Origin of the sequence: Clostridioides sp. ES-S-0054-01 (assembly GCA_021561035.1) — a bacterium.
Taxonomy (GTDB): domain Bacteria; phylum Bacillota; class Clostridia; order Peptostreptococcales; family Peptostreptococcaceae; genus Clostridioides.
The window spans coordinates 3,148,790-3,161,452 of sequence record CP067346.1 but is presented as its reverse complement, the minus strand read 5'-3'; the positions used below and the strand labels follow the sequence as shown (position 1 = coordinate 3,161,452).

The 12,663-nt window shown below is 29.8% G+C and carries 11 protein-coding genes and 1 pseudogene; 10 read left to right on the top strand and 2 right to left on the bottom strand.

Going from position 1 to position 12,663, the window contains the following annotated elements; genetic code table 11:
- Positions 1 to 58: 58 nt before the first annotated feature.
- From JJC02_14595 to JJC02_14565, 7 genes are all read left to right on the top strand, one after another.
- On the top strand, positions 59 to 1,405 hold the full coding sequence (locus JJC02_14595) for a PTS sugar transporter subunit IIC (protein UDN54112.1): 1,347 nt from the start codon (positions 59 to 61) through the stop codon (positions 1,403 to 1,405).
- A gap of 217 nt (positions 1,406 to 1,622) precedes the next feature.
- A complete protein-coding gene (locus JJC02_14590) occupies positions 1,623 to 2,720 on the top strand; it encodes a DUF871 domain-containing protein (protein UDN54111.1) in 1,098 nt (365 codons plus the stop codon).
- Positions 2,721 to 2,799: 79 nt separating this feature from the next.
- The gene (gene murQ, locus JJC02_14585) at positions 2,800 to 3,714 is read left to right on the top strand and encodes an N-acetylmuramic acid 6-phosphate etherase (protein ID UDN54110.1); all 915 of its coding nucleotides are present in this window, start codon (positions 2,800 to 2,802) and stop codon (positions 3,712 to 3,714) included.
- 96 nt (positions 3,715 to 3,810) lie between these two features.
- Positions 3,811 to 4,731, top strand: coding sequence for an acyl-CoA reductase (locus tag JJC02_14580; GenBank protein ID UDN54109.1), 921 nt, complete (start codon positions 3,811 to 3,813; stop codon positions 4,729 to 4,731).
- A 15-nt stretch (positions 4,732 to 4,746) separates the two neighbouring features.
- Positions 4,747 to 5,598, top strand: coding sequence for a MurR/RpiR family transcriptional regulator (locus JJC02_14575; protein ID UDN54108.1), 852 nt, complete (start codon positions 4,747 to 4,749; stop codon positions 5,596 to 5,598).
- 189 nt (positions 5,599 to 5,787) lie between these two features.
- A complete protein-coding gene (locus tag JJC02_14570; GenBank protein UDN54107.1) occupies positions 5,788 to 5,955 on the top strand; it encodes a hypothetical protein in 168 nt (55 codons plus the stop codon).
- A gap of 181 nt (positions 5,956 to 6,136) precedes the next feature.
- A complete protein-coding gene (locus JJC02_14565) occupies positions 6,137 to 7,198 on the top strand; it encodes a transglutaminase domain-containing protein (GenBank protein ID UDN54106.1) in 1,062 nt (353 codons plus the stop codon).
- 115 nt (positions 7,199 to 7,313) lie between these two features.
- Here JJC02_14565 and JJC02_14560 read toward each other — a convergent pair whose 3' ends face one another.
- Both JJC02_14560 and JJC02_14555 read right to left on the bottom strand, forming a co-directional pair.
- A complete protein-coding gene (locus tag JJC02_14560; GenBank protein UDN54105.1) occupies positions 7,314 to 8,288 on the bottom strand; it encodes a hypothetical protein in 975 nt (324 codons plus the stop codon).
- Positions 8,289 to 8,419: 131 nt separating this feature from the next.
- Positions 8,420 to 8,788 (bottom strand): annotated as a pseudogene (locus JJC02_14555) (hypothetical protein).
- A 659-nt stretch (positions 8,789 to 9,447) separates the two neighbouring features.
- Between JJC02_14555 and JJC02_14550 the strand changes: the two are divergent.
- The 3 genes from JJC02_14550 to JJC02_14540 all read left to right on the top strand — a co-directional run bounded on the left by JJC02_14550 (position 9,448) and on the right by JJC02_14540 (position 12,662).
- A complete protein-coding gene (locus tag JJC02_14550; GenBank protein ID UDN54104.1) occupies positions 9,448 to 10,329 on the top strand; it encodes a proline iminopeptidase-family hydrolase in 882 nt (293 codons plus the stop codon).
- A 387-nt stretch (positions 10,330 to 10,716) separates the two neighbouring features.
- Positions 10,717 to 11,520 carry a hypothetical protein gene (locus JJC02_14545; GenBank protein ID UDN54103.1) on the top strand — a complete coding sequence of 268 codons (804 nt, stop codon included), beginning with the start codon at positions 10,717 to 10,719 and terminating at the stop codon, positions 11,518 to 11,520.
- Positions 11,521 to 11,531: 11 nt separating this feature from the next.
- Positions 11,532 to 12,662, top strand: a complete 1,131-nt coding sequence (locus JJC02_14540) for an ATP-binding protein (GenBank protein UDN54102.1) — start codon at positions 11,532 to 11,534, stop codon at positions 12,660 to 12,662.
- Position 12,663: the final 1 nt, after the last annotated feature.

Genomic DNA, 12,663 nt, shown 5'->3' with positions numbered 1-12,663 from the left:
AAGGCAAGGTTCTAATTATTTGGGATTAAAAAATAAATATCAGATGGGGAGAAAAAAGATGCTAGATAAATTTACAGAATTTTTAGACACTAAATTGTCAACATCTATGGCCAGGTTGGCAGAGCAACGTCATTTAAGGGCTGTAAGAGATGGAATAGTAGCTTCATTACCACTTATAATAGTTGGTTCATTTTTCTTGATATTAGCATTTCCTCCGTTACCAGATTCATGGGGAGTGACTCAGTATCTAAAGGCAAATGCAGTTACAATATTACTACCATACAGAATGACTTTTTTTATTATATCGGTATATTCTACATTTGGCATAGGTTATAGTTTAGCAAAGTCATATAAGTTAGATGGATTGACAGGAGGTTTATTAGCTACAGCCACATTCCTTTTGACAATAGTTCCTACTGCAATAGATGGGCTTGCACCTGATTTATTGAAGATAGTTGAAAAGAGTCCAGAACTTTTAGCTTGGTATAATTCCATACCTCAAGGATGGCAAATGCCAATGGCTAACCTTGGCGGAGGCTCAATGTTTGTTGCTATTGTAGCATCTATAATAGGTGTTGAGATTTATAGATTTACTGACAAATCTAAGTTTAAGATAACTATGCCAGATGCAGTTCCAGCATCAGTTACAAGGTCTTTTGAAGCTTTAACACCAGCTGCATTAATAATAATATTAATGGCTATTATTACTTATTTCTTAGGATTTGATTGGCACGGATTCATAGCTAAATTAGTAACTCCATTAGTTTCAGCTACTGACACATTACCATCAGTAATTGTACTAATATTTTTAATAACGTTTTTTTGGTCATTTGGAATACATGGTGTATCAATAATCGGTTCATTAGCAAGACCTTTATGGATACAATTATTAGATGCTAATACAGCTTCATATGCTGCAGGTCAAGCAGTTCCAGGAATTGCTGCTGAGCCGTTTTTTCAATGGTTTATATGGGTTGGAGGTTCTGGAGCTACAATAGGCTTGGCTTTACTTCTTGCGTTTAGAGCAAAATCAGCTTATGGAAAATCTTTAGGAAAAGCAACTGTAATACCAGCAATATTCAACATAAATGAACCAATAATATTTGGAGCTCCAATAGTATTAAATCCAATATTAATAATACCATTTGTTGTAGCTCCAATAGTAATGGGAACAATTTCATGGTTTGCAATGAGTGCTAATTTAGTATCTAGAGTAGTAGTTACTGCTCCTTGGACGTTACCTGGACCGGTAGGAGCATACTTAGCCACTGGTGGGGATTGGAGAGCTTCAGTTCTTAACTTAATATGTATAGTTATATCAATAGTAATCTACTATCCATTTGTAAAGATGTATGATAATAGGTTACTTCAAGAAGAAAAAACAGGGGAGCAAGAAGTTTATTAGTTAATTTTAAACTATATTAAATTAAAATAAATTTTAAAGTATAACAATTTTGAAATAAATCGAAAAGATACTTTGTTGATTATTTATAAAAAAAGAAAAGTTTACCTTTTCTTTTTTTATAAATATACATGAAATTTTATTTCATCAAGTGGTGGAAAAAATTTCAAATAACTTGAAATAAATTTAAATATATAACAGAATACAAGGAGAGACAGAAATGGGAAGGTTAGGAATATCAATTTATCCAGAAAAGACAACAGATAAGGAAATATATGATTATATAGATAAAGCAGCTGAAAATGGATTTACACGTATATTTTCATGTTTATTATCTGTTGAAGATACTAAAGAGAATATAATCAAAAAATTTAAAAATATAAATGAATATGCTAGATTGAAAGGCTTTGAAGTGATACTTGATGTAAATCCAAGGGTTTTTGGAGAATTAAAAATAAGCTATAAAGATTTAACTTTTTTTGAAGAGACGAAGGCAGATGGAATAAGACTTGACATGGGATTTACAGGTTCCGAAGAGGCATTAATGACTTTTAACCCTCAAAATATAAAAATAGAAATAAATATGAGCAACAATACTCATTATATAGACACAATAATGGACTATCAACCTAACAAAGAAAATTTGATAGGGTGTCATAACTTTTATCCACATAGATATAGTGGATTAAATTTAGAACACTTTATAAAATGTACAGAAAGATTTAATAAGTATGGATTAAGAACAGCAGTTTTTGTAACAAGTCAAAATGAAACCACATTTGGACCATGGCCTGTAACTGATGGGCTTCCAACAATTGAGATGCACAGAAATCTACCTATAGATATTCAAGTAAAGCATATAATAGCTATGAATAATATAAATGATATAATAATATCAAATTGTTATCCAACATATGAGGAGCTTAAGGTATTAGGTTCTATGAGAAAAGATATGGTTACATTTGATGTAGCAATAGAGGAAAATATACGAGAAGTTGAGAAGAAGATACTATTTGAAGAAATACATTTTAATAGAGGGGACATATCTGACAATCTGATAAGGTCTACTCAATCTCGTGTTAAATATAAAGGATACAAATTTGAACTATTTAATGCTCCTAAAATGATAAAAAGAGGAGATATAGTAATTGAAAGTAGTGAATATGGACACTATGCAGGAGAGTTACAAATAGCTTTGGCTGATATGAAAAACAGTGGTAAATCGAATGTAGTAGGATGTATAAGGAAAGAAGAATTATTTATATTGGATTATATTAAACCATGGCAAAAGTTTAATTTTAAGCCTTCAACAAAATGATTTATTATGGGGATATAATTATCAAGGTTAGAATTAAATTGTGTTTAAAAATTTAATATTTAGAAAATGAGGAAATGGTATGTTAATAAAAACTTTAGAAAATTTAGTTACAGAAGGTAGAAATAAGAATACATTACAAATAGATAAAGAAGATACATTAGGTATAATAGAATTAATAAATAACGAAGATAAAACTGTAGCTTATGCTGTTGAAAAACAAAAAGAAAGTATCGCAAAAGCTGTTAATATAATAGTGGATAGAATGAAGCAAGGTGGTAGATTATTCTATATAGGAGCAGGTACTAGTGGGAGAATAGGAATACTAGATGCCACAGAATGTCCCCCAACTTACGGAGTTGATTTTGAGCTTGTTCAAGCTATAATAGCTGGTGGAAACCAAGCAATATTTAAAGCAGTAGAAGGTGCTGAAGATGATAAAGAACTAGGAAAGCAGGATATAATAGATAGAGGAGTTACCTCTAAAGATGTTATATGTGGTATAGCTGCATCAGGAAGAACACCTTATGTAATAGGAGCTATGGAATATGCTAGGGAATTGGGATGTGCAGTATTATCAATAACTATGAATCCAAATAGTGAGATGAGTAAAAAAGCTGATTTACCAATAAGTATTATCGTAGGAGCAGAAGTAATCATGGGTTCAACTAGAATGAAAAGTGGAACAGCTCAAAAAATGGTTTGTAATATGTTGACAACAGCTTCTATGGTTAAAATGGGTAAAGTGTATTCAAATTTAATGGTAGATGTCAAAACGTCAAATGAAAAGTTAGTTGAAAGAGCAAAAAGGATAATAATGATAGCTACAAATGTAGAATATAGTGTAGCTGAAAGGTTTTTAGGAGAGGCTGGTAATAGTGTCAAATTAGCTATATTTATGATAAAAAGTGGTCTAGATATGGATAGTGCAAAGAAAATTCTTGATATGCACAAAGGTTATATAAGTGAAGCTTTAAAATCTATAGATATATTTTAAAATTAATATACTAATAATCTTTCAATATTAAAATCAAAGTATTGGAAGTTTATTTTTAAGTATGTGAATATTTATCAGACATTAGAGGAGTGAAATATGTATTTTTTAGGTATAGATGGTGGAGGAACTAAAACAAGATTTACATTAACAGATGAAAATTTAAAAATAGTGGGGAGTATACTTAAAGGAACTTGTCATTATAATCAAATAGGATTTGAGAATCTAACAAAATTATTAATAACTGGGTTGGAAGAAGTTTGCAAAGATGCTAAGATAAATATAGAAGAAATAAAGTATGCATTTGTTGGTCTTGCTGGATATGGGAAAATAAAGGAAGTATTATATGCATTAGAATTAGCAACAAAAAATGCATATAGCCATATAAATTATACTCTGGGCAATGATGTAGAAATAGCTTTAGCAGGTTCTTTAAATGGAGAAAAAGGTATAAATATAATTGCAGGTACTGGTTCAATAGCACAGGCTTTAGATAAAGATGGGAATCTTCACAGGTGTGGAGGATGGGGCTATGTATTAGGAGATGAAGGGTCTGCGTATTATATAGGAATGACTACTCTAAAAATGTTTACAATGCAGTCTGATGGAAGATGTCAAAAAACAAAATTATATGATTTAATAAAAATACATCTTGATATAGAGAATGATTATGACATAATAAAATATGTAAATGATGAAATACAAGGAGATAGAATAGAAATAGCAAAGTTTGCTACCATATGTTTAAAAGCAGTTATTGAAGGTGATGATACTGCTAGTAAAATATTTGATGATGCAGCTTATGAACTAAGTAGGCTTGTAATAGGATTAGAGCATTACTTTGAAAAAGATACAAAGATAAGAGTATCATACTCAGGTGGAGTATTTAATTCAGGAGATTTAATATTAGAACCACTTAAAAATTATTTAGATAAAACGAGATTTGAGATAGTGAGACCAGTGTTAACTCCAGACTTAGGGGCATGTTTACTTGCAAAAAAGAAATACTATGGTAGATAGGTAAGGCGGTGAATTATGAGTTGCATTCTAAAATTAAAACAAATATATGAAGACTTAACAGAAGTAGATAAAAAAATAGCTGATTATATACTGGATAATACAGAAACTATTAGTAAACTTTCTGTATCAGAGTTAGCATCAAATTCAAAAACAAGTACAGCAAGTATTGTTAGATTTTCTAGAAAAATGGGATATTCGGGTTTTGGAGATTTAAAGATTGAAATAGCTAAAGATTTAATAGGAAAAGAAAATGATTACACATATGTAGATGAAAATTATGATTGTAATATAGATAGTGTTATAAATAAAATTACGAATAAAAATATAGAGACTATTAACCAAACAAGGTTACTAAATGAAAAAGATATAATAAAAGAAGCAGTTGAACAGATAATAAAGGCTAAAAATATATACATATTTGGAGTTGGTGGTTCGGCTTTAGTAGCACTAGATTTGCAGATGAAACTTTTAAGAATAAATAAACAAGCATTTACCTCTTTAGATAGTCATACACAACTTATGGTATCTTCCAATGTAGAGAAAGAAGATATAGCTATAGCAATATCTTATTCTGGAGAATCAAAAGAAGTAATAAAGTCTATAGAAAATGCAAAATTAAAAGGATGCAAGGTCATTTGTATAACTAAATATAGTGATAATCATCTTAGTAAGATTAGTGACTTAAAGTTAGTAGTTCCAAATATAGAAAAAAGACTTAGAGAGGGTGCTATTTCTTCGAGAATAGCAATGCTTACATTGATAGACATAATATATATTTCTATAATTCAAGAAAATTTAAATGAGGCAGAACAGAAATTGCTAGAAACAAGAAGAATACTTGATTATTTAAATATTGATAACGCTTAAAATTAGGTCATATATTAACCAAACAATGAAGTTAGAATATGAATATAAGTCGATAAGAAATAGATAAATATTTAAAATATTGACTTACTCAATAACAATATATAGTATTTTTATAGATGCATCCTATATTTTTCCAAAAAGTGTATTGAATATACAAATTATAATAGATATAATGTTATTGGGGGGAGAATGTATAAAGTGTATACAAAATTGGTTTTAACTGTATTATTGACAATTCTATCTATTCTCACAATTATAATAACTGAAAAAAGGTTTTATTTACTACATGATAATGGTTTTGAATATATTAATCATCATCATTTTCTTAATCTAACAGCAAAGGTAGTGATTTGTTAGTTATATTGTATACTAATTATGTAGAAAATATCGACTAGATTTCCCATGAAATTTAAACATTTCACGAACGCATGAATGGAGAAACGAATATGTTGACAATTCACCTTTTTAAATCCAAAATGAACCTCATTAATGGCACGAAATAGGAAGTAACAATATTTTGTAAAGGAGAATACTAAGTATGAAGAAGTTTAGGAAATTAGCTGCAAAGCTGTTGATTACAACAATGGTTTTAACCTCAGGTATGAGTATGACAGTTTATGGTATGACAGCCAAAGAAGTAACAGCAAAGACACCAAAAAGCTATATAACTGGAACTAATAGCATATATGGTCCGAAGCTGTCACAAGCACAATTGAATTCAGTAGCACAAGCAACCGCGGATTTTATGAACAAGAAAATCACAAAGAATATGACTACAGACGCTAAGATTTTAGTTGCCTATAATCACATTAAAAATAACACAACATATGTTAACTGGAACGCAGTAGAGGGAGCCAATACTGCTTATACATTGGTTACTAAAAAGGGAGCATGCTCTGGAATGGCTAGGAGCTTCAAAGCTTTATGTGACGCTATGGGAATTGAATGTTATTATGTCCATAGTACATCAAATGACCACCAGTGGAATCTTATCCGTTTTGGTGATGGGCGTTTGTATCACGTAGATATTGATGCTAATAAATCGGCAGGAAAGGACATCATATATAAGAGTCTTAACCACCCATTACCATTTGACAAGAAGGCATATCCAGAAGTTGGGGCAGTAGTACAGACGACAAAACCAGAACAGACACAGAAACCAGCACCACCTGGTAAGCATACTATGCAAGCACATCAAGAAGGGTCAATAATTGTTGGAAATTTTGGAAAAAATGGAGAAGATATAAATGAGAAACATATAACATATCAGGGTGTTCGATGTAGTTTAGTTAATTCATCAGTAAATACAATTACATTTTCTGGAAAGGAATCAAACTTAGACCCATCAAAACATACATATACTGTAATAGGATTTATGAACACACCAGATGGCATGTTTGCATTAGCGCCAGAAGGTATACCTGTTGAATATCCTTTTGAATATGATAAGCCTTTTTCTTTAGATTTTAGTGGTAAGAACCGTTCTGGTGCAGAATTAGCGAAGTACTGTAAAGAAAATGATGTGACTATTAAAATAGAAATCGCTAATACAGAACTTAATAATGGAATTGGTCAAATAATATATGTTCGATATGAATAATGATTCATTCATGACAGTAGAATAAATTATAAACATTGCGCCCTCTTACTAGGGGCGCATTTAACATTATATCTGATATTTCATAGTCAGGTCAACTACTGGATTTCGCCTCTTTTTATTTAAAAAAATTATTATCTCTAAGAACTTGGGCACGTCTACGATTAATTAGAAACTGTTTTAATTCAGTTAAACAAAAAAATAAAATAGCTCTATTTTCAAATTCTGTTCTATCAACAGGTAGAGGTTGGTTTTGCATACTGTGCATTAATCTATTCAATTCTTCAAGAAGAAGATTGCCTGTTTCAGCTTCAAATTCGGTATAACCTATCTTATGTATGAAAGCAGATAGAATATGAGCTTGCGGTGGTGTAGAATTTAGTTGAGATACATAACTATACAAATTTTCTAATATATCCCGTTGGCTTTTTATAATATCCATATGCTCTAAGAAGAATCTAGTGTCACTTAATAAAGTATTATTAATATTATCATAAGTTTCAGAAATACTTCTATCAATAAGCGAATTTAGTGTATATAAATCTCTACTATATCCATTTTCTTTTTTAGGATTTACAATAATATCTGCAATGTCTATAAGTACAACGCTCACTTCTTCCTGTAACTTTTTTTGAACTTCATAGATTTTATGTATATTTGTTGGAATGTACATGTTTATTATGACACCTATTCCAGTTCCTACTGCAAATATCCCAGCTTCGTTTAAAATCCACTTAATAGATGTTTCTCCTTGGATGAAGTAGTGGGATGCGATGACTACACACATAGCAATGACATCTTGAATATTTAATAAAAAACAAAGTGGTATAATTATAAATATAAATATTGAAAATGAAGTCAAATTATATCCTAAAATATTAAAGCATAAATAGGAAAAAATAGTACATAAAAGAAAACCATAAAACTTTCCAATAAAGCCTTTAAGAGTTTCTTTTTTAGTGTCTTTTACTGTAAGTAGTACTATAACTCCAGCAACCATTGAGTATTCTAATTTTAATAGCCAAGCAATAAATATAGCAAGAGAACATCCAAGAGATAATTTTATTACTTTAAGTGAATTAATTTTGTTCAAATGTAAACCTCCTGTAAATTAATATAATAAAGACAATTTTAACATAAAATTAATGTTGCTCGAAATACAATTAAGTATACTTAATTATTTTATTGCCCTATTTATTTGAATACAATCAATATATTTTTATTTTATGAAAATTCTATTTTTTCTATGTAGGTCATGCTTTTACAAATAGTTGGTTCTACGTTTGGAAACTCTTTTACTGAAATACCCCAAATTACATTGCCTTCTCGAATGCCTTTTTCAGCACAAACGTTCTAAAAGGCATCTAAATCAATCGGTATATAATCTTTTACCAATTCTCGTCCTGTGCGTAGAGAGTTACTAACGAAAAACCAATAATCTTTTTTGTCCAGTTCTTCCAACCCCATTTCTCGGCAAAAGCCACACTTTAGATGTTCGCTTGGTTTTGAGCCACTTTCACACTCCCATAGTTTCATAGCGTTTTCATAAGTATCTAATTCACAAGAAAAACAAGCTAACACTCTTTGAAAAATAAGTTTGTACGGAAACCATTCTTTTTCATTTTTGTGTTTAGGAACTAATGCTCCATTTATTTCTCCTATAAAAGTCATATTATCAATATTGTCATGTGAAACAACATCAAGATATATGCATTCTCTTCCATGCAAAACACCTAAATCAGTATCTATTTGAATTGATTTCTCCATCTGCTATCCTCCCTACACAACTTCTAATTTATAGTACTATTATACTTCTATGTAGTATTACAGACAAGAAAAGACATTGTCCATAATCAGTGAAAAACTTCCGCTTACACTTTCTTTTTCCTCTTGATTACAATTAACATATGATGAAAAATTTATCCTTCAGCAATTTGAACAGAAATTCGGGCTGACAGCTTTTACTTCACAAGTGTAAATATTGCCATTGACGACGAATAGGAGATGCTATTTTTTACGGCAGAACAAGTAAAGCGAAAACAGTTTGAAAAAGTTATTGATAAGTTAGACACAATCTAGTGCAAAAGAGTTTGGCATATGCTATCATATAGTCATATCAGTCCACATAGGAAAGGATTAAGACAGCATGTTAGAAAATAGAAGAGACAATAAAGGCAGAAATGAGAAGTTTTAAATAATCTTAATTTAATGAACTTAACTATTATTTATAATTACAAATTGGAGGAGATAAGATGAAAATTACTGAAGGATATATGCCTTTTGAAGGTTTTAAAACCTATTACCGCATAGTAGGAGAAAATACTGAAGGAAAGAAACCATTAGTGTTACTTCACGGAGGTCCAGGTTCTACACACAACTATTTTGAAGTATTGGATAAGATAGCTGAGAGTGGTAGACAAGTAATAATGTATGACCAAATTGGTTGTGGAAATTCATTTGTAGAAGGGCATCCTGAGTTATTTAATGCTGACACTTGGATAAAGGAGCTTATTGAACTAAGAAAGCACCTAGGACTTGAAGAAATTCATCTATTAGGTCAATCTTGGGGGGGTATGCAGGCTATTTGGTATGCTATTGAATATAAACCAAAAGGGATTAAGTCTTATATTCTTTCATCCACTCTTTCTTCTGCAAAGCTCTGGGAGAAAGAACAAAAAAGAAGAATATCATATATGAGTGAAGCTGACCAAAAAGCATTGCTTGATGCAGTAAATACTGGAGACTACTCCAGCAAAGAATATGATGACGCATTAGAAAGATTTATGGAAATGTATTGTGCAGGTGAAGTGACAGAAGATTCTCCAGAGTGCCTAAGAAGACCTAAAAAATCAGGTTCTGAAGCATATATTGTAGGATGGGGACAAAATGAATTTTCTCCTACAGGAACTCTTTCTGGATATGAATTTACAGATAGGTTGCATGAAATAAAAGAACCTTGTCTAATAACTAGTGGAGCAATAGATTTATGTTCACCATATATTGCAAAAACTATGTATGATAGAATTCCTAATAGTAAATGGGAGTTATTTGAGTATTCAAGACATATGCCATTCGTTGAAGAAAATGATAAATATATAGAAGTACTAACTGAGTGGCTAGATGCGAACGATTAAAATTATATAAATATATATATAGAAAGATGGTGTCTCAAAATGAACTTTTTAGTTCATGAGGCACTCTTTTTGTGTGAAATCAAATATATTTTCAGCATTTCAAAACTGAAAAAGCAATGAAAAAGAGGATTATCTCTATTTTGAGACAGCATTTTTTGTTGTTAATATTAGCATTGTATTTTAAATTTTATAAATAATGGAAATGTATTTATGCTTATATACTTGATTTTATTAGTTTTTAGAAATTTTTTTATATATTGGTATAATTATTCTGTTTAAATTTGCTTAAAAAGTATATTAATTATAATAAGAAACCATTATATAAATAGGAATAGATTATTATAATTAACATAGATATAAAAATAATTATAGAAAGAAAGGCACATTATGGAAAAATCAAGAGTTATTGAAATGATAAAAAATAATCCTAATATTATAGCTACTATAGATAATCCAACTGACGAAATGAAATTATTAGCTATTAAAGAAAATGGGCTTGTACTAGAATATATAGATAATCCAACTAGAGAGATGCAAGAATTAGCAATAGATAATAATATTAGAGCAATTAAATTTATAGATAATCCAACAGAAGATATGATGATAAAAGCATTAAGTGAGGGATGGAGTATACTGGATTATATCAAAAACCCAACTGACAAAGTTATTGAGATGGCTATAAATCAAGCAGGATGGGCAATTAAATATGCTAAAAATCCAAGTGAAGAGTTACAATTATTAGCAGTAAGAAAAAATTACGATTCAATAAAGTTTATAAAACAACCTTATGAGAGTGTACAAGAGGAGGCAGTGAGAATAAGTTATGATGCCTTGAGATATATAGATTCACCTAGTTATAATGCAGAACTGATAGCTATAAAAAATAATGAAGCAGCTATTAGTTTTATAACTGATTTAGATAAGAATAAAATGTTGGAATTTCTAAAAGTGAATATCTTAGTGATTAAGTACATTATAAAGAAAATATCTAAAGATGAATTGGAAGGAGTATTAAAAGAAGTACTATCAAAGGAAGATGTTGAGGAGAAGTATATCCGAGATTTTTTAAATTGTAGTGTTATAGATAGAAATAGTGAGAATATGCCAATAGATAAAATTATGTTTATTTATAAATACGGAAGTAAGACAGCAAAAAAAATAGCTGTAGATGAGAAATTAAAGATTATGTAGGAGAGAGAAAAATGAATTTTATAGACACATTAAAAAGCGTTGATTTAATATTATCCACTGGAGAAGTACCTTTAATAGTAGGTGAAAGTGGGATAGGAAAAACAGCTTTAGCAAATAAGCTTGCAAAAGAAAATGATTGGAGTTTAGTTGTTATTGATGGAAACCTACTTAAAGAGGGTGAAATAGGTGGTCTTCCAACTATAGAATCTTATGTAGGAGTTAATTCTGATGGATATAAGACTGAAAAGAAAACAACAGTATATGCTGTTCATAACAAATTAAGAGAAATTGATGAAGAGATATCTAAAAGTAAGACAGTTCTTCTATTTATAGATGAGATAAATCGTTGTGAGCATACAGTACAGCAAGAACTTATGAATTTAATTTTAAATAGAGAAATTAATGGATATAAATTACATGATGATGTAAAGATTTTAGCAGCAATGAACCCATCAAGTAAATATGGTTCAGATTTTGATTATCAAGTAGTAGATATGGATGCAGCTCAAGAAAATAGGTTTGTTTGGTTAAATATGGAGAGTGACCATACACAATGGATAAAATGGGCAATAGATGAGGGTATTGAAAGAAAAGTTATCGAGTTTATTTCCACTTTTCCAGAATACCTGCATAAAATAAATGAAGATGATGTAAGAGCTACTCCTAGAAGTTATGAAAGAGTATCTAAAATTTATAAAGTTTATAAGGAAAAAAATAATTCTATTCCTAGAGCAGTATTTTTAAATGTTATAAAAGGTAATGTAGGTAAGGTTATTGCAGAAGAGCTTATAAGTTTTATTGAATCAAATTCTAAACCATTAATATCTTACGAAGATGTTTTTTTAGGAGAATCTATTGATGAGTCTATTATAGAAAGAGTAAAAAGTGAGAGTCATACAAGACTTTATCTGTCAGCTATGAATATCTTAAAAAACTTAGAGCTAAATATTAAGAATGATAAATATGAATCAAACCACTATATTAATAGATTTATTGAGTTTTTAAAAATGTATCCTGTAGATTTAATGATAGGAATTATGAAGGATATTAGAAACAGTTATATTGAAGTATATAAAAAAGCTATAGAAAATGAGGAGTTTGTAAAATCATATTTTGAATCTTATAGTTTAATAAGGGGATAAT

Coding starts and splice junctions, on each gene's coding strand:
- JJC02_14565 (UDN54106.1), top strand. CDS start 6,137: ATGAAGAAGTTTAGGAAATTAGCTGCAAAGCTGTTGATTACAACAATG.
- JJC02_14595 (UDN54112.1), top strand. CDS start 59: ATGCTAGATAAATTTACAGAATTTTTAGACACTAAATTGTCAACATCT.
- JJC02_14540 (UDN54102.1), top strand. CDS start 11,532: ATGAATTTTATAGACACATTAAAAAGCGTTGATTTAATATTATCCACT.
- JJC02_14570 (UDN54107.1), top strand. CDS start 5,788: ATGTATAAAGTGTATACAAAATTGGTTTTAACTGTATTATTGACAATT.
- murQ (UDN54110.1), top strand. CDS start 2,800: ATGTTAATAAAAACTTTAGAAAATTTAGTTACAGAAGGTAGAAATAAG.
- JJC02_14545 (UDN54103.1), top strand. CDS start 10,717: ATGGAAAAATCAAGAGTTATTGAAATGATAAAAAATAATCCTAATATT.
- JJC02_14575 (UDN54108.1), top strand. CDS start 4,747: ATGAGTTGCATTCTAAAATTAAAACAAATATATGAAGACTTAACAGAA.
- JJC02_14590 (UDN54111.1), top strand. CDS start 1,623: ATGGGAAGGTTAGGAATATCAATTTATCCAGAAAAGACAACAGATAAG.
- JJC02_14580 (UDN54109.1), top strand. CDS start 3,811: ATGTATTTTTTAGGTATAGATGGTGGAGGAACTAAAACAAGATTTACA.
- JJC02_14550 (UDN54104.1), top strand. CDS start 9,448: ATGAAAATTACTGAAGGATATATGCCTTTTGAAGGTTTTAAAACCTAT.